The following is a 22,276-nucleotide window of genomic DNA, read 5'->3' on the forward strand; positions in this document are numbered from 1 at the left end:
ATGGCATCTGCATCACACAACACCGCCCACGCCGAGGAGATGGAGGCTTTGGCCCAACAATCACGCACAAAGCTCATTAGCGTTAAAGGCTCACGCACTTTAGGCCGCATCATGACGATTTGCCTCGTTGTCTTTATCATTATATTATTGCTGCCATGGCGGCAAACCATACCGGGCCGCGGAACTGTTACCGCGTTAAGGCCGGAAGACCGCCCGCAAACCGTACAAAACCAAATTGGCGGCCGTATTGAACGCTGGGCTGTGCGCGACGGGCAAGAGGTTAAAAAAGGCGATACCATACTTGTAATATCCGAAACCAGCCAGTCGTACTTTGACCCTGAACTACCGCTAAGATTAAAGGAACAGTTGGAAGCAAAGAAAGGCAGTGAAACAGCGGCGGTACAAAAAATAGACGCAACCGAAGCGCAGATAAAGGCGCTTACCAACGGCTTGCGCTTTCAGTTATCCGCTGCGGAAAACAAGGTACGCCAGGCAGAGAACTACGTAAAGATGGACAGTGCCGATCTTGTGGCGGTAACCAACTATTACGAAACGTCAAAGGCAAGGCTTGCCCGTTACGAAAAAGGTTTTAAAGACGGCCTGTTCTCATTAACCGACATTGAAACGCGCCGCTTAAAGCTTCAGGAAGACAGGGCAAAAGTAGTTGGGCAGCAAAATAAGCTAAACAATTCAACCCAGGCGTTGCTTAACGCCCGCATCGATCTGGACAACATACGCGCTAAATACCAGGAAACTTTGGCCAAAACACAGTCTGACCTGAGTTCGGCGTTATCAAGCCGAGCCAGCGTGCGCGGCGAAATTGCCAAACTGCGTAATGATATCGCCAATATCGATGTCAGGCGCGACCACTACGTTGTACGCGCTCCTCAGGATGGCTATGTGGTAAAAACCCTTAAAGCCGGTATTGGCGAGAACATTAAGGACGGCGAGTCAATAGTAACCCTGCAACCCCTGCACCCGCAAATAGCCGCCGAACTATATGTTAACGCTATGGACGTTCCGCTTATTTTAGATACGAGCGATGTGCGCCTGCAGTTTGAAGGTTGGCCATCGGTACAGTTTTCGGGTTGGCCATCAGTTGCTGTAGGCACTTTTGCCGGTAAGGTTTGGGCTATTGACCGTGTTAGCAGCAACGGGGGTAAGTACCGCGTGCTTATCAGGCCAACAAACCCGGTGCCTGACAAGGATGAACCATGGCCCATACAATTGAGGCAGGGTTCGGGCGTCTACGGCCGCATCATATTACGCTCGGTACCGTTATGGTATGAAATATGGCGACAGCTTAATGGTTTCCCACCAAGCCTGGAAAAAGAACCCAAGGACAATGAAACAGCAGCAGAAAAATCGAAATAAAACCGCTGTACTTAGTTAAGTAAATAACTATGAATTTTAGAAGATACATAGCCGGACTGCTGATGCTCATTAGCGCGCATGGCGCTGTGGCACAGCCAAGGGCGGCAACTGATACCGGAAAGGTTTTCTCGCTTGATGATCTAGAAGAGATTGTTTTTCGCAATCACCCTATAGTAAAACAGGCGGCATTGCTAAGCGAAGCTGCAAAAGCTAACGTGCTGCAGTCATCCGGATATTTTGATCCTGCCATTAAGGCCTCATTCGGGCGTAAGCTTTTTGGCAATACTGAATATTATAATAACTGGAACAGCGAACTTAAGGTTCCACTTTACGTAGCCGGTGCCGATTTGAAGGTTGGGTATGACCGCAGCGTGGGTACTTACACCAATCCGGAAACCCGTACACCCCTTTCGGGGCTTACAGGCGTGGGCCTTACCATTCCGCTGGGGCAGGGTTTGCTTATTGACGAACGCCGCAGCACCCTGCAACAGGCCAAGGTTATGGTTAATTATGCCGAGGCTGAAAAGGTTAAACAGATAAACAGCGTTTGGTACACCGCTGCCAAGGATTACTGGGCCTGGTACTACGCTTATCGCGAATACCTGTTATTGAGGGAGGGCGTAACGCTTGCCGAAAAACGTTTTGAAGCTGTAAGGCGGCAAACACTAATTGGCGATAAACCACCTATCGACTCGGTAGAAGCAAGCATTACGGTGCAGGAGCGGCAGATACAACTTGCAAAAAGTACTATTTCCCTGCAAAACTCGGCGCTTATACTATCAAACCACCTATGGAATGCCGAAGGCACACCACTTGAGCTACCACCAAATGCTGTACCGCAGGCGGTAAATAACAAAATTACGTTGCCCGATAATGCCCTGCTTGAAAACCTGCTGGGCCAGGCAGACCAACAGCACCCCGAGTTATTAAAGCTAAGAGCTAAAAACGCACAGCTTGATATTGACAGGCGCTACCGCCAGGAGATGCTTAAGCCAAAAATCAACGTTAGTGGTTCACTACTATCCACCCGACGCGATTTTAACACCTATGTACCCGATTACTACGATTTTAACTGGAGTAATTACAAGGTAGGTATAGAATTTGCCTTCCCGCTGTTTTTGCGTAAAGAGCGTGGAAAGTTACGTGAGGTTAAAATAAAGCAACAACAGCTGAACTACGACCTGCAACAGTATGGCCGCGAAATAAGCAACAACATCCGCTCGTCATATAACGATCTGAATGCTTACCGCTCGCAATTAGTGGTGCAAGTGCAAAGCATTAATAACCAGCAAACGTTGTTAACCGGTGAGCTACAGAAGTTTGAATTGGGTGAGAGTACACTCTTCCTGATCAATAGCCGCGAAAGCAAGCTGATTGATATGAAAATAAAACGCGAGAGCATGGTAGCCAGCTATGAAAAAACCTTGGCCGAGCTTTACTACAAAGCAGGTACCACGCAAGCAGCTACAGAGCAATAGTAAGTAGCCGCATAACAAAAAGGCCTGAAGCAATTATCTGCTTCAGGCCTTTTTGATGAAAGAATAAACTAAAACTAATTATGCAATTATGCTTTAAAGGTTGAGTATACACTGGTAATTTTCCAGCCGTTACCGGTATTGGTAATAGTTACCAGGTTGCTGCGGGTAAAGCCATCATACTCAAGGTCAACTTTTACAATGGCAACCTCGCCGTTGCTTTCAACTGTTGAAGTATTTACTTTACACTCCTGATCGGTATTTTTAGTTGATTTCATGAAGTTCAGCATTTCGCTTTTGCTGAAGTTCAGGCTTTGGCTGCCACGCATCATGCTGAATTTAACACCATTGTCAAGCACCTGGGCAAAACCATCAAGTTTACCGTGTGCAACGGCTTCAATATAGGTGTTAACAGCGTAATCTTTTGTTAATTTGGCAATGTCATCGGCTTTAACAAAGTTTGAGGTTATGATTAATGCTAAGCCTAACAGGATTGATTTTAAGGTTTTCATGATATTATTGTTTAAAAGGTTTGTAATAAATAAATTATGTTTTGTTTTTATATCTATAAGACAGTAGCACTATTGCAAACGTTACAACAATTTTAGCCTTATGTTCACTTTTAACATATATTTAACAAATGGCCTTAAATTACTTGTTTTGATAGCATAAAGGCAACTTTATTTAACCGTATTGTAATTACATGCCTATGCCGTTGCAAACTCACTCATTTAAACCGCCTGCTTTACAACAAATAGTTTCAAAAAAATTAGTGGGCATGCATGTAACCACCAGCATTGCTAATAACAAAACCGAAATTCTATGGCAAAACTTTATGTCCCGGCGTAAAGAAATAAGCGGTGCTTTATCAAACGATCTATATTCATTACAGGTTTATCCGGCAGATTATTTCAAAGTTTTTGATGCGCACCGCGAGTTTGAAAAATGGGCGCTGGTAGAAGTTGATGCCGGTGCGGTTGTGCCTGAAGGCATGGAAACCTTTGATTTGCCCGGTGGCCTGTATGCGGTATTTAATTACCAGGGTTCGAGCGCGGACGCAAGCATTTTCAACTATATATTGTCTGAGTGGTTGCCCGCATCAGATTACGTATTGGATAACCGCCCGCATTTCGAGGTATTGGGTGAAAAGTATAAAAATAACGACCCTACGTCCGAAGAAGAAATATGGATACCCGTAAAACCTAAACCCGGTTATGATAACATTTAATACTATTATATTACAGTTTTCTGAGAACGGCGACAAAACTGGCTGGACCTACATTGAAATACCTGCTGATATAGCCGAGGAACTTAAGCCGGGTCATAAACGCTCGTTCCGTGTGCGGGGTATGCTGGATGGCTTTGCCATTGCAGGTGTAGCGCTGTTGCCCGCAGGCGAAGGTAGTTTTATCTTGCCTGTAAACGCGCTGATGCGCAGGGGTATCCGCAAGGGCGAGGGCGCTATGCTACATGTACAGTTAGAAGAAGATAAAGATTTTAAGATTGAAGTGCCCGACGATTTAACCGAATGCCTGGAATATGAACCTGAAGCCGCTGAATATTTTTACGGGCTCACACCATCGCACCGCGGCTACTTTGTTAAGTGGATTGACAGCGCCAAAACACAGCCCACGCGCGACAAGCGTATCGCGTTAACTGTAAACGCCCTGGTAAACCGGTGGGATTACGGCCAAATGCTGCGCGCATCCCGAAAGGAATAAAATATAAAGGGTCCCTGAAAGCCAAATCGGGACCCTTTAAACACAATTGTTATACACCAACGCTTACTTATATACCGAGCAAACATTAGTAATTTTCCAGCCTTTGCCTGTGTCAGCAAAGGTCACGTAGTTGGTACGCGTAAAGTTACCATACTTCATTTCTACTTTAATTACAGACATTTGTCCGTTCTCCTCAACAACGGCACTATGGGTATCGCACAGTTGTTTAATTCCTTTTAGGTTTGCTTCCATATACTTCAGCATTTCTGCCTTGCCGTAGGTAGCCACACGCTTATTGCCCATCAGTATGCAAAACTTGGCGTCTTTATCCAGTATACTTTCAAAGCCTTCCATTTTGCCAAGCGTTACCGCCTCTACATAAATGTTGGTAGCGTATGTTTTTGTCAGTTTGTAATCGTCATCATTGTTGGCTTTTGCCATTCCGCCAAGTAGCATCAGCAGCAGGGCAAGTATTACTTTTAAATTTTTCATGATACGGTAGTTAAGGGGTTAACTTAATTTGTTATTGTTTTTATTATAAGACACCCCGAGATTTAAAGAGGTTACAGCTGCTGAATAAAATTTTTAAGAAAAGTGCTAATTGCAAAGCATTTAGGTTAACATGTTCAAAAGTTGACTTAGATAATAGCACGGGATGCCGTATCTTTACCTATCCATATTTTTTATTGCTTATAAATGAGTGACGATCTGAATAACGATATACCTGCTAACGGCGAAGAAAAATTAAACAATGTTACCTCACTTGATGGCCTTTACGAAAACTGGTTCCTGGATTACGCATCGTACGTAATACTTGACCGTGCCGTACCGCACATTAATGACGGCTTAAAGCCGGTACAACGCCGTATACTGCACTCATTAAAAGAGATGGACGACGGCCGCTTTAACAAAGCCGCCAACGTTATTGGCCACACCATGAAGTATCACCCGCATGGCGATGCATCCATAGGTGATGCCATGGTACAGATAGGACAGAAAAACCTGCTAATAGATACACAGGGTAACTGGGGCGACCCGGTAACCGGCGACTCGGCAGCGGCGCCACGTTATATTGAGGCACGCCTTTCAAAGTTTGCTAACGAAGTTGTTTTTAACCCGGATACTACCAACTGGCAAGCCAGTTATGACGGCCGTAATAAGGAACCGCTAACGCTTCCGGTTAAATTTCCGTTACTGCTTGCTCAGGGTGCAGAAGGTATTGCCGTTGGTTTAGCAACTAAAGTTTTGCCGCATAACTTTGTTGAACTGCTCGACGCCTCTGTAGAAGTACTGCGCGGCAACCGCCCTAACCTGATGCCCGATTTTAGCACCGGCGGTATGGCCGATTGCTCAAACTACAACGAAGGTCAGCGTGGCGGGCGCGTAAGGGTACGTGCACGTATAGTGGAGCGTGATAAAAAAACACTTGCTATTACCGAGATACCCTTTAGCACAACAACCGGCAGTTTAATAGATAGCGTGATAGCGGCTAATGACAAGGGCAAGATCAAGATCAAGAAGATTGAGGATAACACGGCGCGTGATGTGGAGATCATTATTCACCTGGCGCCGGGTATATCGCCCGACGTTACGATTGACGCGCTTTACGCCTTTACCGATTGTGAAGTATCTATATCGCCCAACACCTGCGTAATTCAGGATGATAAGCCACGCTTTGTAAGTGTGAATGATATGCTGGTGGAATGTACCGAAACCACCAAGGATCTGCTTAAACAGGAGCTCGAGATCAAGCTTAAGGAGCTGATGGAAAAGATATTCTTCAGCTCGCTGCTTAAGATATTCATCCAGGAAGGGATGTACAAGCACCCGGACTACGAAAGCTCAACCAACTTTGAGGAAGTAGTGGGCGTGCTTAACCGTTTGTTCGAGCCCTTTTTTCCGCAGTTTTACCGCGAAATATTGCCCGAGGATTACAAGCGGCTAATTGATAAGCCAATGAGCAGCATCACCCGCTTTGATGTTAAAAAGACGGATGAGCAGATCAAAAACCTGCAGGAAGAAATAAAGGAGGTAAAAAATCACCTTAAAAACCTTACAGATTATGCCATCGCATGGTTTGAAAAACTAAAGGATAAATACGGTAAGGATCGTGTCCGTAAAACCGAACTTCGCACTTTCGACAAGGTTGAAGCAGCACAGGTAGCACTGGCCAATGTTAAATTGTATGTAAACCGCGTAGATGGCTTTGTGGGCTCAGGCTTAAAGCGTGACGATAATGTAGAACTGGTTGGCGAATGCTCGGATATCGACGATATTATTGTTTTCCGCGGTGATGGCCGTTTTAGCGTAGTGCGCATCCAGGATAAAGTATTTGTGGGTAAGGATATCATCCACGTAGCGGTGTTTAAAAAGAATGATGAGCGCACCATTTATAATATGGTATATAAGGATGGCGAAAGTGGCGTAAGCTATGTTAAACGCTTTGCGGTTACCGGCATCACGCGCGATAAGGAGTACGACTTGACCAAGGGCACCAAAGGCTCAAAATCATTATACTTTAGCGCTAACCCTAACGGCGAGGCCGAGGTGATCAACATACAACTAAAACCGCACTCCAAGCTTAAAAAATTACAGTTCGACCTGGATTTTGCAGAGATCGGCATCAAGGGCCGTGGCTCAATGGGTAATATTGTAACCAAGTATCCGGTTAAAAAGATCACGCTGAAAAGTAAAGGTGTGAGTACGCTTGCCGGCCGTAAAATATGGTATGATGAAGTACTTAAACGCCTGAATGCCGATGGCCGCGGCAAATACCTGGGTGAGTTTGATGGCGACGACCGCGTATTGACGGTCATGAGCAATGGCGTTTACGAGTTAACAAGCTTTGACCTGAACAACCACTTCGATGATAAGATGATCGTAATTGAAAAATACGATCCGGAGAAGGTTTACACTGTGGTACATTTTGAGGGCAAAGCGAAGAACTACATGGTTAAGCGCTTTGTATTTGAAAATACCGCAATAGGCAGGCAAACCAGCATCATCAGTGATGAAAGCGGATCTAAACTGATCATTATCTCCGGCGCAGCGCAGACGGTAGTTAAAGTTGAGCAGTTGAAAGGTAAAACTCAGGTAGCCGAAGTGGTTGAACTTAACCTGGCCGACCTGATAGATGTTAAGGGAATGAAAGCGATGGGCAACCGCCTGTCGGCACACGTAGTGCAAACTGTTGAACTGATTGCCGAGCATGACGATGCCGCCGATGTACCAGACCCGGCGCCGGACAGTGTTGAAGCTACCGAGATCATCCAAACTCCGGAAAATAAGACCACGGTTGACGCGCCGCCGGCCGCAGATGCGTCGGTTAATAATACTACCGAAGAAAAACCGGTTAAGAAGATAGGTTTCGAGATTACCAATCCCGATGACGTAGATATAGATGATAAAGGCGGGCAGTTAGGCTTGTTTTAAAGCAAAAGGAATTGGTTATATTTGATGGTACTTAGTACTTTATCATCTATAACTGATTCCTCTTTATGTTTCCTTTTGATAGCGGCTATCTCTATTATATACCATTAGTTTTACAAGGCATCTGCGCCATCCATTGTATACGCAACGGCCATCAGCAAAAGTGGCTGTGGGTAATTATCATCCTACCGGTTATTGGGTGTATAGCTTACTTGTATTCAGAAGTACTATCAGGCCGCCGTATGCGTCAACCTAATATCGATGTTAAGGCTATCATCAATCCCGGTGTAAAATATAAACGCCTGGAGGAGCAACTGCGTTTTAGCGATACCTTTGCCAACCGCATTAAACTGGCTGATGCCTACCTGGAAGGTGGATATATCCAACAAGCTATTGACTTGTATGAAGGTAGCCTCACCGGCGCTTTTGCCGAGAATGAGCATGTTTTACAACAACTCATCATCGCTTATAACCAGAGCGAACGCTATGAAGACACCATCACTACCGCTCAAAAAATATATAAGCTCCCACAATTTATCCGTTCACGCTCACATATTTCATACGCAATCGCGCTCGAAAAAACCGGCAAAACAGAACAGGCTGAATCTGAATTTAAATTAATGAAGGGCCGCTACTCCTACTTTGAGCAACGATATGAATACGCGTTATTTTTGGTACGTAACGATCGCTCCGCTGATGCGGCTGAAGTACTGGCCGATATGCTGGAAGAGCAACCGCACCTAACACCGGTTGAACGCAAAAGCAACCGCAAGTGGTTCAGCTACGCCAATTCGGAATTAAAGAAATTGCAGTCAGGCAAATTCGCGTAAAAAAAAAGCAGCGCAATAAATTGCGCTGCTTTTTCATTAAAGTATTTGTATCGTCCGGATTACAGGATCAGGATCAGTACCAGGATGATGATGATAATAGCGCCTACAGATAGGTAAACACCACCACCACCAAGTGCCTGAGCTTCTTTATTTAAACCTTTAAGCTCAGTTTTAAGTTCTTTACGCTCAGCTTTGGTAAGCTCTGATTTGTCCATTGCCTTGATCTCGGCAACGCGTAATTTTATTTCTTCAACACGGGCTTGCTTTTGCTCCTCGGTCATGTTAGCGATGGCCTCTTTGTTAACGCCGTCTTTCTTGTCGTCGTTGTAAGTAGCGGCATTGCTGGTAAAGGCAGCTAAAGTAAGCAGCATGGTAGTGGCTAATAGATAAATTTTCCTTTTCATAGCGGTTAAATTATTATGAGTTTAAAACAGAATAATATTTAAACGCTTTGAAATGTTTTGAGAATTTGCAATTACTTAACATGCACATACTTACACGCTAACATACCAAGCAGCCTCAAACGTATGGCCATGTTTTAGGGAATGTATGGCTTCCTTTTGGCTGATGTCGTTCGGGTGGCCTTCGGTATCGGTATAGCCCAACCATGGTTCAATGCAAACAAAATCGGCACCTGGTTTTGCCCATATGCCCAGGTGGTCAAAATGCGGGTATTCAACAGTTAGCGTTTTATCGTGCTTTTCGCTTTTGATAACCAGCATTTTTGATTTAATATTTTTAAACACCAGCGCGTCGCGGTTAAACAATTCTTTAGTTAGGCGGAGCTTTTTACTATCTAACGGTACAGGCTCGGTCTGACCGGTCAGAAATCCGCCGTCTGAAAGCACAAAGCGGTTTAGTTCCTCTTCTGTTTCAAACTCCAAATAGTAATCATCGTACTGTTCGCCTGCTGTAAAAGGTACATTGAAAGCCGGGTGCCCGCCAACTGAAAAGTATATGGTACGGTCGTCCAGATTGATCACCTTATAAGTAACCCGCAGGGCATTTTCAATAAGCGTATAAATGATTTGAAAATCGAATTTATAAGGATATACCTTCAAGGTTTCGGCGCTGTTAGGCAGCGAGAAAGTGGCGTGCACCTCACTTTGGTCAATTAAAACAAACTCGCTGTTACGGGCAAAACCGTGGCGCGGCAGTGTGTACTTTTCGCCATCAACCAAAAGCTCGTTATTGAGCACCATGCCCACTATCGGGAACAAATTGGGTGCATGCCAAGGCCAAACCGACTCATCGGCCTGCCAAAGCTGCTCGATACCATTTGCCTTATTGTATACTGATGTAAGTTCGGCGCCTTTGTTACGGATTGATACGCGTAGGTGTTCGTTCTCAATAGTAGTCATAGATAAATAACTTTAGCTGATGTTTAATTGTTTATACAACATCAAAAATGCTAAAATTATAATAACCTGCAACTACCGGTCTGTTTTGGTAGCGGCACGAATAACCGAATCCTTTTCTGCGGGGCTAAGTTTATAGTTCCAGTTGTACAAGGCACCTTCCCAATCACCATACGAGGGGTTGGGCAACACAATATACTTAGTACCGAACAGGTTAGTCAACTTCTGCGTAACCTGATCACGGTTCTGCTCGCCGGGTATATTATCGTACAAAGCATCAAAGTCGGCCAGATTATCGCCGCAAAGCATGATAATGTTATGCGTTTTTAATACTTGCCGGCGGCGGCTCTCCTTGCTTGATGAGGTTTGCTTAAGCAGCAGGTGCGCGTTATCCGCATCAGGCAAACCATAGCGTTGCAGGTTTTTCAATGTACCTGCACGCTCTTCTTCATCGCGGTTGGTAATATAAAAGATGGTGATGCCTTTTGATGCAGCATATTTTAAAAATGATGGAGCGCCGGCTACTGTGTCGGCTATGCCTTTGGCCGTCCATTGCTTCCAGGTTTTGGTATCGTACTCCAGGTTATTGAACGCACGCTGTGCGTCGTATGGACTATTATCTAACACGGTTTCATCAATATCTGTAACGATGGCCAGTGGTTTATCTGTCGGTATTTTCACTGCCCGATCAACCTCAACACGAGCGCTGTTATAGGCCTGAAAACACAAGGCTTTGTATTCCGCAGCCCGTTGTTGCCATACCGAAGCCCATGCCTTGCCATTATTGGCTATGGAACGGGTTTGTATGGTTTGATGCTTAACGGTGCACGCGCAAAAGAAAGTGCATAACGCCACAACAAGCGGCAGTTTTATTTTATCAATCATTAAACAAAAACTTAATTCTCTACCGGCTCAATCCAGTTACCATCTTCACGGATGATGTTGATCAGTTCGTCCAAAGCGTTTTCGGATGACACATTCTTTTTAACCACTTCCTTGCCGCGGTACAAGGTGATGCGGTCGGTGCCTGAACCTACGTAGCCATAATCAGCATCGGCCATTTCGCCCGGACCATTTACGATGCAACCCATTATGCCGATCTTCAACCCTTTAAGGTGGCTGGTACGGCTGCGGATCATCTGCGTTGTAATCATCAGATCAAACAACGTACGCCCGCAGCTGGGGCACGATATATATTCAGTTTTTGAGATGCGTGAACGTGTAGCCTGCAATATACCGAACGAGGTTGAAGTAATAGCCTGTGTAGGCAAACCCGGCGCATCAATCCATATACCATCTCCAAAGCCATCAACTAATAAAGCGCCCATATCCGTAGCGGCGTAAAGTTGGAGTAAAGTTAGCCCATGGTCCATGGTCGATAGTCCATGGTCTTTTGCAAAATCATATGTCGAACCATGGTCTATGGTCGATGGACTATGGTCTACAAGGTCATACTTACGCTTAACAATCACCGGTGTATTCAACCCCAGTTCCATCAATTTGAAAAAGAACTTACGCTGATCGGCCATGCCGTGGGTTTTATCCGTTTCTAAAACGAATACTAATGAGCCATCGTTAGGAATATTGGTGAAGTCTTGACCGTTCAGATCATCAGCAGTTACATGCACCAAATTCAACGGCGATGAACGGTCGACCGAAGCATCCGTATATTCATTCAGCGTAAACACCGGATGGCATAAAAACTTGTTGGTTAAACCTGCCCATGTTTTATAGTTGTACAGCTGTTTCAGGTTGCCCGGAAAGGTAAATGATGGTAGGTTATCGCCCAGGTAAACGAAATCAACCGATTGCTCGGCCATGTTATATTTATCTAGTATAGGCGAATACAAATACCCGGCATCATTCAAAATTGATGGATCTTTCAAATTAGCCTGCGACAGATCAACCACCACCCTCGGCACCATGTGGCCACCAATAAAGGCGTTTGCCTCAAGGGTTTCGCGGCGTTTATATTCGTAGGGAGAGTACCTCTCCCCGTCCCTCTCCACAGGAGAGGGAGTTATGTATTTATTTCCACTTTCGGACTTCCCGACTTCCTGACTTTCGGACTTCCGCTTACTATACCGCTCCACCAGCGCGATGGCTACCGGTGCTTCGGCTTCAGGTTCTTCGGTGAGGGATACGCGTACGGTATCGCCAAGGCCATCCTCTAACAAAGTACCTATGCCTACGGCTGATTTAATGCGGCCATCCTCGCCGTCGCCAGCCTCGGTAACGCCCAAGTGCAATGGATAGTTCATGCCCTCGGCTACCATGGTTTCAACCAGCAAACGGTAAGCCTGAACCATTACCTGTGGATTGCTCGATTTCATGGAAACCACCAGGTTACGGTAATCCAGCAGTTCGCAAATACGTATAAACTCCATAGCCGACTCCACCATGCCCTGCGGGGTATCGCCGTAACGGCTCATGATCCTGTCAGACAGTGAGCCATGGTTTGTGCCGATACGCATGGCGGTGCCATATTCTTTACAGATACCCACCAGCGGCGCGAATTTTTGATAGATGCGCTCCAGTTCGCCCTGGTATTCGGCATCGGTATAATCTATCTGGTCAAAGCGTTTTTTGTCGGCATAGTTACCGGGGTTAACGCGTACTTTTTCAACTATGCGCGCGGCAACTTCGGCAGCGTTGGGCGTAAAATGAATATCGGCAACCAACGGGGCGTTGTAGCCACGCATGCGTAATTGCTTTTTTATTTCAGCCAGGTTTTGGGCTTCCTTAATGCTGGGGGCGGTAATACGGATATACTCACAACCGGCCTCAATCATGCGGATGCTTTGCTCAACCGTACCTATGGTGTCCATCGTGTCGGTAGTGGTCATGCTCTGTATGCGGATGGGGTTATTGCCGCCCAAAGGTACATCACCAATCTTAACTTCACGGGTAACAAAGCGCGAGTATTCTGTTAACGAATTACAGTAGCGGCCCTTCAGCTGCTTAACGGCATCAGCATTCATGCTATCAAAGATATATTTAAGCAAAAGTACGAAAATGTAATGCTATAGGAATGGTAAAAATATTGGTGCGCTATTTTAGTGCTTATGAGTATTGGGATATGCTTTGTTGATTGTTAGTGGTTGTCACTTTCTTTTGTGCAGGCAAAAGAAAGTAACCAAAGAAAAACTGCCGGCTACATCCTGCCCGGTGAAAGGTTGTGCTTTGGCAGTGCTTGTGCTACTCCGGGCATTACTGATGCCGGTTGTTGAGTATTTAGCCGTCTGTGCTTAACCAAAATATGCTATCAAATAAAAAAGAAGCGTAGGCCTGCCGGAAAACCGGGTCGGGAGTATGGCCTGTGCGGATGAAGGTTTTTTCCGGCTTGATGTTTGGTTACTTTGCATCTAAGGTAAAGTAACTGGGCCCTGCGCCCAAGAGCAGACTAACGGTGATTAAAGTACAAACTCCTGATCAATGTTTTCTTAGGTTCCTCAACTCACGGAGTGCTATCAAGAGGTACTAATTTTTTGTATCTTGCTACGCCTCATAATCATTTATTATTGATGAAAAAATTTACCTCACTACTTGGCGTGGCCGTTATGCTTTACGGCTATACGCATGCACAAACCATGAATATTAAAACTCTACCTTACCCTAAAACTAAAAAGGGCGACGTAACCGACGCTTATTTTGGCACCACCGTTCCTGACCCGTACCGCTGGCTCGAAGATGACCGCGCCGAAGACACTAAAGCCTGGGTGCAAGAAGAAAATAAGGTTACCCAAAACTATTTAGGGCAGATACCTTACCGCGAACAAATTAAGGAACGCCTGACCAAACTTTGGAACTACGAGAAATACGGCGCACCCTTTAAAGAGGGTAAGTATACCTATTATTATAAAAACGATGGCCTGCAAAGCCAATCCGTGCTTTGGCGCCAGGTTGATAAAGGCCAGCCGGAGATTTTCCTCGATCCAAATAAGTTCTCTAAAGATGGCACCACCTCATTGGCCGGCATAAGCTTCACCAAGGATGGCAGCCTGGCCGCTTACCAGATATCAGAAGGTGGGTCTGACTGGCGCAAGGTGATCGTTTTAAAAACTGATGATAAAACCGTGGTTGGCGATACGCTGATCGACGTAAAGTTTTCGGGCACATCATGGCATGGTAACGATGGCTTTTACTACAGCAGCTACGATAAGCCTAAAGAGGGCAGCCAACTTGCAGGCTTAACCCAGTATCATAAACTATATTATCACAAACTGGGCACTCCGCAAACCGAGGATAAGCTGATCTTCGGCGGCGAGAAGACACCGCGCCGTTATATTGGTGCCGGTTTAACTGAAGATGAACGCTTCCTGGTGATCAGTGCGGCTACCACTACTACGGGTAACGAGCTTTACATCCAGGATTTGAGCAAACCGGGCAGCCCGATCGTTAACATCGTAGATAATTTTAATAATGATAACAGCATTGTCGACAACGTTGGCGAAAAGCTGTACATCCACACTAACTTAAATGCGCCTAATTATCGCCTGGTTACAGTTGATTTTAACAATCCCAAATCTTCTCAGTGGAAGGACCTTATTCCGCAAACCGAGAATGTATTGAACATATCAACCGGCGGCGGTAAAATATTTGCCAGCTACTTAAAAGATGCGACCTCATTTGTGCAGCAATATGACATGAATGGCAAACTGGAACGCAATATCACTTTGCCCTCAGTAGGTTCGGCAGGTGGCTTTGGTGCTAAAAAAGAGGAGAAGGAGTTATATTATACCTTTACCTCATACATCTACCCTGCCACAATATTCAAGTACGATATCGCCACCGGGAAATCAGAATTATATAAAAAATCAGGAGTACAGTTTAACCCTGATCTTTATGAATCGAAACAGGTATTTTATAATTCTAAGGATGGCACCAAAATACCGATGATCATCACCTATAAAAAAGGCACCGTGATGAATGGCAAAAACCCGTTGTTGCTATATGCATACGGCGGTTTTAACGCGAGCATGACGCCGGGTTTTAGCACCTCAAATATTGTATTGCTGGAGCACGGTGGTATTTATGCCGTACCTAACATTCGTGGTGGCGGTGAGTATGGCGAAAAATGGCACCTTGCCGGTACCAAGCTCAACAAACAAAACGTTTTCGACGATTTTATCGCGGCGGCAGAATACCTGATCAAAAACAAATATACCTCGAAGGATTACCTGGCTGTGTCAGGCGGATCAAACGGTGGTTTGCTGATTGGCGCTACCATAACCCAACGCCCTGACCTTTGCAAGGTAGCCTTCCCGGCGGTTGGAGTATTGGATATGCTGCGCTACAACAAGTTTACCGCAGGCGCAGGTTGGGCGTATGATTATGGCACGGCCGAGGATTCAAAGGAAATGTTTGAGTACCTGTACAAATACTCGCCATATCATGCCATTAAACCGGCAAGCTACCCGGCTACCATGGTTACCACTGCCGATCATGACGACCGTGTGGTACCGGCGCACTCCTTTAAATTTGCATCGCGTTTACAGGAAATGCAAAAAGGCAACGCTCCAATACTGATCCGTATTGAAACCAATGCAGGCCATGGCGCAGGTCGCTCAACCGCTCAAATTATCAGCGAACAGGCAGATAAGTGGTCATTCATGTTTTACAATATGGGCGTTAAGTGGTAAACAGACAAGCTCAGATTATATAAAAAAAACGGCTGCCCTCATCAGGCAGCCGTTTTACATTTACATTACTACTTTTTTAAGACAGAAACTTTTTTAGTGTTTGCCATGCCCATGTCCGTTACCTCGGCCATGTGCCGGGCCGTGACCTGGATTGCCTTTGCCTTTTACTTTAACAAATGATTTATTAGGACCATGATGCTTAACTTTTACCCGGTTAACGGTACGATATTTAACATACTTCGCATCGCGGCTATCGCGAATAACGGTTGTACTTGGGCGACCACGGTAGCTTACATATTTGTTATGTATCACAGTATGGTTACGCCATGGATCACGGTCGTTAATTACCACCTTGTAGCCGTTATACAAGTTATAATTGCGATAACGTGTTGGCAGATAGGTGCGGTGTACCCATACGTTATTATCTAAATACACATAGCGGCGTGCCGGTACGTCATAGTATGCATCTATATCAGGCAGGTAATAATAGTTTACATAATCGTACCCAACAGGGCCCCATGCAGGTTGGCTACCAATATTTATATTTACGCTTAACTGCGCACTTGCCTTTTGTATAGTTAAAAAGCTTAAAGCAATGGCAGTTGTTATTATAAACTTTTTCATAACGTTTATTAGTTGTGTTATGATGGTAAGACAACCATGCAGCGCAAAAAGTTTAAACGTAAGCTATGCGAGAATAATAAAAATTATTAACACGCTGAATTTCAGAAATATAAAAACTATTATTGTGTATAATAATATTATTGAACCCTATAGCAATAATTAAATAATTAACTGATAGTGTACCGAAGCTGCTTGCTATTCATCTTCGTCGCTATCAGTGGCAGACCCATCTTTCTTTACTGCTACGGCCGCCAATTGAGGTTTGCCAATGGTCTTGTATTTTCCCTCTCCTGATAATACCGCAGCAAGCAGCGTTTTATCTTTCATAGTTTTAACAGCCTCGGCCAGTTCCTTATCATATTTGAAATGGGTTTCGTAACGTCCCTTTTCAAAATAATAACGCGCCGATATTTCATTTTCAAGCAATTCTTTAATCTCCTGCTTATGCTGTTTTAAGTCGTTACCCTTGCTGGCAAGCAGTTTATTGCGCAACACCTCGTACTCGGCCTGTATCTCGCCGAATTGCTTCTCGTTGGTGGCCTGAGTTTTCAGGCTATTTAAAAGCGTTTCGGTTACGGTGGTATATTTATAATCCTTACCAGCCAGATACTTTACAAAATCGTCATACTCTGCATCGGTAAGCGCGAACGACCTGGCATCGGCTATTTTGGGGTGAGTGTTTTTATACTGCGTGGCGTAATCAAATATCAGCAATTTAGCTACCAGCGTTTGCGTAATGCGCGCAAACTTCTCACGTTTAACCTCAATATCCGGCGATACACCGCTGCCATCATAAACAGAGCGGCCGTTTTTGGTTTTAAATTCATGGATTGATGAGTCTGCAACCTTAACCACACTGCCATCATTTTTACGGTGTGCGTAATCAAGCTCCTGTACACACCTGCCAGATGCGGTATAATATTTAGCCACAGTTATTTTAACCAGGCTATTGTAAGGCAAGCTGAATGATTGCTGAACCAGCCCCTTACCAAAGCTGCGCTGGCCTATTACCACGGCCCTGTCCAGATCCTGTAGTGAACCGGCCACAATTTCTGAAGCTGATGCCGAACGATTGTTTACTAAAACCACCAGCGGCAAATCAGGTTCAATAGGATTAGTTTGCGTGGCATATACATAGTTCTTCTCTTTTATTTTGCCCATTTGAGACACCACCTTTATATCCTTAGGCACAAACAGGTTTACTATTTTAACAGCTTCCTGCAAAATACCGCCACCGTTTGAGCGCAGGTCGAGTATTATACCCGCCGGGTTATTTTTTTTGACGGCTAAAAGCGCATTGTTCACTTCCTCAGCTGAGCGCTCCAGAAATTTATCGAGCTTTATATAACCCATATTACCGTCAACCATACCATAATAAGTTACGTTGGGCTGCTTTATTTCATCGCGCAAAATGCTTTTTTCAATTGGGTTTACTTCGCCGGCGCGTTTAAGCACAATTTTTATCGGCGCTCCTTTGGGGCCTTTCAGCAGCTGGCTTGCTTCTTCATTGTTTTTACCGTTGAGGGTAATATCATTTATCTTTAATATTTGGTCGCCCGCACGTATGTCATTCTTCTGCGCCGGGAAACCGCTAAACACATCGGAGATAAAAACCTTGTTATCCCGCGTAAATACTGATGCACCTATGCCCCCATATTGTGTGCTTACGTAATGCAGCTTAAAATCCTCTATTTCCGATTCGGGCACAAACTCTGTATACGGGTCTAAACCGTTCAGCATGGCATCAACCCCGGTTTTCACCATCTTGGCGGAGTTGATATCATCTACATAATTAATATTTACCTCTTTGTAAAGCGAGGCAAAAACATCAAGGTTTTTTGATATCTGGAAAAGATCATCTTTAAAGCCGAATGTAATAACGGCGGCAGCAACAATGCAGGCGGTAATAAGCTGTACTTTATATTTTCTGACCTTCGCGTTCACAATTTTCATCATCATTAAAAACATAAATGTACAAAAAAGCCCCCCGGTTTTTGCGGGGGGCTTTAAATTTTACAGGCGGTTGTTATCAATATTAACCAGCGCTTTTTTGAGGGTGAATACCACGTAATCACGGTCGCGGTTCACGAGTTCCATAATTCGACCGATCAGGCTATCTTCCTGCCCTTCGGTATATTGTAATTGCGCATCAGTAAGATGGTTGTATTTGCGTTGCAATTTTATTTTAACGCGGCTCCAGTCCTGGTTGCTAATGCTTATTTCGGCCATGGTTATAAATGAGTTTGATGCAAAAATATAAAAAAATGTAATTTATGGAATTGTGTAATCTTGACATAGACTTTAATTATTAAGTTAATGACGCACAATTCAAAAAGAGCGTAGGATGAAGTTCTTTCCGGCTTGATGTTTGGCTACTTTGTATCTAAGATAAAGTAACTGGCCCGTGCGGCAAGAGCAGACTGACGGTAATAACGCACAACTGCTTCACAAAATTACAATCTTAAAATCGCTTCATTATTTGTCCTCAATTTCTTTTGAGCGATCAAAAAAAAACAAAATCGCCGGCTACGCCCTGCCCGGTAACAGCATCAGCTTTGGCAGGGTCTGTACTATTCCGGGCACTTCTGATGCCTGTAGGATAGGTTATTTACGGTTTGTGCTGTTTTATGTAGATGCTATCCCCTATTGAGGGGAGTCTGGGATTGGTTTAATAAACTATCCCAGCTCAATGCCTGTTAAATTTAACACAAACCGGTTAAACTATTGTTAAGTATCCAACATCTAAACCGATGTTGAACCAAATTTTTACACAACATGAAAAAGTATCTTCTATCAATTGCCTTGCTGGTGGCCGGTGTCATCGGTGCAAAAGCGCAGGTTTCGGTTGGTGCTAAGGCAGGCATCACGTTCTCTAAAATTAATACTGATGAGTTGAAAGAATCAAGCGTTACGGGTTACCAGGTAGGCGGTTTCGCCCGCTTTGGTTCTGATTGGTTTTTACAACCCGAACTGTACCTGGGCAGCAGCGGCGGTAAGTTTGAAAGCGATGACAATAGGTACAGCGGTAAAGTGCGCTTTACAACCCTGAACATCCCGGTGCTGGTAGGCAAAAGCTTTGGCCAGGAAGATTTGAACTTCCACTTAGCCGCAGGCCCGATTTATTCGGCTATATTAAGCGACAGCCGCAGCTTTGGTGATAACGTGAACGAAGCTTTCCGCAATTACAAAAGCAGCACCCTTGGCTTCCAGGCCGGTGGCGGCGTTGATATAGGCAACATTACCGTTGACTTACGTTACGAAGGCGGTTTAAGCAAGGTAAGCAACTACTTTGATCAGCGCCAAAGCCTGTGGGCATTAAGCGTTGGTTTTAAATTTCTTTAACAGCCATGCTTAAAACAAAAAGCGCTGACGTGTAAACCACTCAGCGCTTTTTGTTTTAGTAACGTTACTTACTGTACACCCCACTGCTTATTGGGTTTAGGGCCCATTTCCAATTCAAGTGTACCGCCGTTAATCAGGTCGGTATGCGTAAACCAAGGCGTGTTCAGTACCTTTCCGTTAAGTTTAGCGCTTTGTATATATTTATTTTCAACTGATGCCTTATTGGCGACCAGCTTGAACTTTTTGCCGTTCGGCAAATCAACCGTAACATTTTCAAACATTGGGCTGCCAATTGTATAAACCGGCTTACCGGGAGTAACCGGGTAAAAACCCATCGACGAAAACACCACAAAAGCCGTCATGCCGCCACCGTCTTCATCGCCCGGTATACCGAATATGTTATCCTTATACCAAACGTCTAATAAAAAGCGGATGCGTTTCTGTGTTTTCCATGGCGCATCAGTAAAATTATACAGGTATGGGATGTGGAAGCTTGGCTCATTACCCATTGAAAATTGGCCTACAATGCCCGTAAAATCCGGGAATTTAGCTTGCAGCTCATACTTGCTGCGACCCAACCCCTCGCGGAAAAGCTGATCTAAACGGGCTTCAAATTTTTCTTTACCGCCCATCAAGTTTACTAAGCCGGGTACATCGTGCTGCACCTGCCACTGGTAAGTCCAGCCGTTGTTTTCATCATAGTAATCGCGGCCGCCCATGCCACCGTCAAACTTAGGGTCAATGTTGATGAATTTACCCTTGTCATCCTTAGGCATAAACAGCATATCCTTTTCGCTCCATAGCTTTTTATAGTTATCCGCACGTTTGATGAACAGGTTATAGTCGGCCGTTTTACCTATGTTTTTAGCGTATTGTGCCAGCGCCCAATCGTCATAACTGGCGCCAAGCGTTACTGCTACGGCCTGGCGCTTTTCAAAACCGTGCACGCCGGGTACCGTTTCCTTTTCGCCCGGATGCAGGGCGGGAATATAGCCGTTAGCGTAATAAAAATCTTCCAGTGGACCTTTAGGGCCATTCATCCATGGCATCATGGTAGCCTGGGTAGCGTTCTTGCGCATACCCTCGTAAGCTACCTTAGTATCGTAATTACGCAAACCCTTGTTGTAGGCATCCAAAAAAGTAACAGTTGAGTGGAAACCGTTCATGCAGGCATGGTCGCCAAATAGTACCGGGAAGGTTGGGACCCAACCGCTTTGCTGGTACATATTTACATAGGAGTTTAGTATATCCTCTTCCTGCGCCGGATCAAGTATGGTGCGTAGCGGGTGATGCGCCAGGTAGGTGTCCCAAGTCCAGTCGTCTACATAAAAAGTACGTTTACTTTCATGTATCTTTTTGTCGTAACCGCTATAATATTTATTGCCTTCAGAGATATTTACCGGGCGCTCATAGCAACGGTACAAGGCTGAGTAAAAGCTACGCTTCTGTGCTTCGGTGCCGCCCTTAACGTCAATCTGGTTAATTACCTTGCTCCAGGCCTGCTCGCCCGCCTGCTTAACCTGATCAAAACCGCGGTTGCCTTTAAACTCCGCCTCATAATTTATTTTAGCCTGCTCCGCGCTTATAAATGACACGGCATATTTTAGCTCAACTGTATTGCTTGCCGCATTACTGAAGCTGATAAAGGCCTTGATATTTTTACCGTTAACAGTTGCACCGGCGGCAGGAGCGCCATTGTTAATGATACCGGCCGTACCTTTTTGATTCAACGTACCGTAGGTATAAATTTTAATATCACCATGATAGGTTTCAATGCCGGTTACCTCAGTATCCTTAATGCTCCACGTTGATTCATCGCCATTGTAAGTGCCCAGTAACAGGTTCTTCTCGCCTTTTGCCGGGAACTCAAATTTATAGATGCCTGTTTTTATACCCGGCACATATTCTACCGTAATATCCTGGTCGATGAGGTATGTTTTATAGTACCATGGACGGATCACTTCCAGGTCATGGTCATACGTCATGCGCTGGTTAAAGGCCTTGGCCGTAACCGCGTCGGTAGTTGGTTTTATGCTAAACGCTTCACCCATACGGTGCGATACGATCAGAAAAGGAAAGCTGCTGATCTGATCGTCAAGGTAATCCTTGCGTATGGGGAACATGCGCATCATCTGGTTAGGCAATTGTACCGTAGGCCTCGTTGGCTCAAGCAAAGCGCCAACATTGCCAATGCGAGCATCAACGTATTTAAGATTTCCTTCACCTGAATTTTGCTGGGCCAGGCCTGGCAAACTGCAAGCGGACAATAATGTTAACGCCGACACGCAACGCTTAATTTGTTTGATCATGGATATTGTTTGTAATGGTTTATAAGCAGCGCATCAGCTTGCTTAAACGATTAACCAAAGTTATAATCTGTACCGACATGCTAAAGCTTTATTGTATATAATTTTTGTGACGGAGCAATTCTAGTAGGATATAATAAAATAGAACAAACGTTTGCGTAGCCAGTGCAAACGT

The 22,276-nt window shown here is 44.9% G+C and carries 18 protein-coding genes; 8 read left to right on the forward strand and 10 right to left on the reverse strand.

Features of this window, described 5'->3' with window-relative positions; all coding sequences use genetic code 11:
• Together LT679_RS09290 and LT679_RS09295 are read left to right on the forward strand one after the other, a co-directional pair.
• The gene (locus LT679_RS09290) at window positions 1-1,374 is read left to right on the forward strand and encodes an HlyD family secretion protein (RefSeq protein WP_232177194.1); all 1,374 of its coding nucleotides are present in this window, start codon (window positions 1-3) and stop codon (window positions 1,372-1,374) included.
• Between the two features lie 29 nt (window positions 1,375-1,403).
• Window positions 1,404-2,852, forward strand: coding sequence for a TolC family protein (locus LT679_RS09295; RefSeq protein WP_232177195.1), 1,449 nt, complete (start codon window positions 1,404-1,406; stop codon window positions 2,850-2,852).
• A gap of 86 nt (window positions 2,853-2,938) precedes the next feature.
• Here LT679_RS09295 and LT679_RS09300 read toward each other — a convergent pair whose 3' ends face one another.
• Window positions 2,939-3,361, reverse strand: coding sequence for a nuclear transport factor 2 family protein (locus LT679_RS09300; protein ID WP_232177196.1), 423 nt, complete (start codon window positions 3,359-3,361; stop codon window positions 2,939-2,941).
• A 197-nt stretch (window positions 3,362-3,558) separates the two neighbouring features.
• Here LT679_RS09300 and LT679_RS09305 point away from each other — a divergent pair, with 197 nt between their 5' ends.
• Window positions 3,559-4,077: a GyrI-like domain-containing protein gene (locus LT679_RS09305; protein ID WP_262909287.1), complete on the forward strand. Its 519-nt coding sequence runs from the start codon at window positions 3,559-3,561 to the stop codon at window positions 4,075-4,077.
• Window positions 4,064-4,570, forward strand: a complete 507-nt coding sequence (locus LT679_RS09310; protein WP_232177198.1) for a YdeI/OmpD-associated family protein — start codon at window positions 4,064-4,066, stop codon at window positions 4,568-4,570. Before LT679_RS09305 ends, LT679_RS09310 begins: the two co-directional genes overlap by 14 nt.
• Before the next feature lie 63 nt (window positions 4,571-4,633).
• Here LT679_RS09310 and LT679_RS09315 read toward each other — a convergent pair whose 3' ends face one another.
• The gene (locus LT679_RS09315; RefSeq protein WP_232177199.1) at window positions 4,634-5,062 is read right to left on the reverse strand and encodes a nuclear transport factor 2 family protein; all 429 of its coding nucleotides are present in this window, start codon (window positions 5,060-5,062) and stop codon (window positions 4,634-4,636) included.
• A 204-nt stretch (window positions 5,063-5,266) separates the two neighbouring features.
• Between LT679_RS09315 and LT679_RS09320 the strand changes: the two genes are divergently transcribed.
• Window positions 5,267-8,002: a DNA gyrase/topoisomerase IV subunit A gene (locus LT679_RS09320; RefSeq protein ID WP_232177200.1), complete on the forward strand. Its 2,736-nt coding sequence runs from the start codon at window positions 5,267-5,269 to the stop codon at window positions 8,000-8,002.
• Window positions 8,003-8,067: 65 nt separating this feature from the next.
• Entirely contained in the window at window positions 8,068-8,829 is a 762-nt protein-coding gene (locus LT679_RS09325) for a PLDc N-terminal domain-containing protein (RefSeq protein WP_232177201.1), read from the forward strand.
• A 59-nt stretch (window positions 8,830-8,888) separates the two neighbouring features.
• Here the strand turns inward: LT679_RS09325 and LT679_RS09330 are convergent, their stop codons facing one another.
• The 4 genes from LT679_RS09330 to ispG form a co-directional block, all read right to left on the reverse strand.
• Window positions 8,889-9,233: a hypothetical protein gene (locus tag LT679_RS09330; protein ID WP_232177202.1), complete on the reverse strand. Its 345-nt coding sequence runs from the start codon at window positions 9,231-9,233 to the stop codon at window positions 8,889-8,891.
• A 90-nt stretch (window positions 9,234-9,323) separates the two neighbouring features.
• The gene (locus LT679_RS09335; RefSeq protein WP_232177203.1) at window positions 9,324-10,190 is read right to left on the reverse strand and encodes an aldose 1-epimerase family protein; all 867 of its coding nucleotides are present in this window, start codon (window positions 10,188-10,190) and stop codon (window positions 9,324-9,326) included.
• A gap of 72 nt (window positions 10,191-10,262) precedes the next feature.
• Complete coding sequence (locus tag LT679_RS09340) at window positions 10,263-11,072, reverse strand: 5'-nucleotidase, lipoprotein e(P4) family (RefSeq protein ID WP_232177204.1); 810 nt, start codon at window positions 11,070-11,072, stop codon at window positions 10,263-10,265.
• A gap of 11 nt (window positions 11,073-11,083) precedes the next feature.
• The gene (ispG, locus tag LT679_RS09345; RefSeq protein WP_232178063.1) at window positions 11,084-13,168 is read right to left on the reverse strand and encodes a (E)-4-hydroxy-3-methylbut-2-enyl-diphosphate synthase; all 2,085 of its coding nucleotides are present in this window, start codon (window positions 13,166-13,168) and stop codon (window positions 11,084-11,086) included.
• Between the two features lie 543 nt (window positions 13,169-13,711).
• Between ispG and LT679_RS09350 the strand changes: the two genes are divergently transcribed.
• Entirely contained in the window at window positions 13,712-15,829 is a 2,118-nt protein-coding gene (locus tag LT679_RS09350) for a prolyl oligopeptidase family serine peptidase (RefSeq protein WP_394800141.1), read from the forward strand.
• A gap of 93 nt (window positions 15,830-15,922) precedes the next feature.
• Here the strand turns inward: LT679_RS09350 and LT679_RS09355 are convergent, their stop codons facing one another.
• The 3 genes from LT679_RS09355 to LT679_RS09365 form a co-directional block, all read right to left on the reverse strand.
• Window positions 15,923-16,453 (reverse strand): hypothetical protein, encoded by a 531-nt coding sequence (locus LT679_RS09355; protein ID WP_232177205.1) that lies wholly within the window; start codon window positions 16,451-16,453, stop codon window positions 15,923-15,925.
• A gap of 195 nt (window positions 16,454-16,648) precedes the next feature.
• Window positions 16,649-18,412, reverse strand: a complete 1,764-nt coding sequence (locus tag LT679_RS09360; protein WP_232177206.1) for a S41 family peptidase — start codon at window positions 18,410-18,412, stop codon at window positions 16,649-16,651.
• Window positions 18,413-18,466: 54 nt separating this feature from the next.
• Entirely contained in the window at window positions 18,467-18,682 is a 216-nt protein-coding gene (locus LT679_RS09365) for a CsbD family protein (RefSeq protein WP_232177207.1), read from the reverse strand.
• Between the two features lie 546 nt (window positions 18,683-19,228).
• On the opposite strand from LT679_RS09365, the gene LT679_RS09370 reads away from it, so the two are divergent.
• Entirely contained in the window at window positions 19,229-19,795 is a 567-nt protein-coding gene (locus tag LT679_RS09370; protein WP_232177208.1) for a porin family protein, read from the forward strand.
• A 68-nt stretch (window positions 19,796-19,863) separates the two neighbouring features.
• Here LT679_RS09370 and LT679_RS09375 read toward each other — a convergent pair whose 3' ends face one another.
• Window positions 19,864-22,104: a GH92 family glycosyl hydrolase gene (locus tag LT679_RS09375; RefSeq protein ID WP_232177209.1), complete on the reverse strand. Its 2,241-nt coding sequence runs from the start codon at window positions 22,102-22,104 to the stop codon at window positions 19,864-19,866.
• Between the last annotated feature and the right edge of the window lie 172 nt (window positions 22,105-22,276).

Source organism: Mucilaginibacter roseus, from assembly GCF_021215455.1.
GTDB lineage: Bacteria > Bacteroidota > Bacteroidia > Sphingobacteriales > Sphingobacteriaceae > Mucilaginibacter > Mucilaginibacter roseus.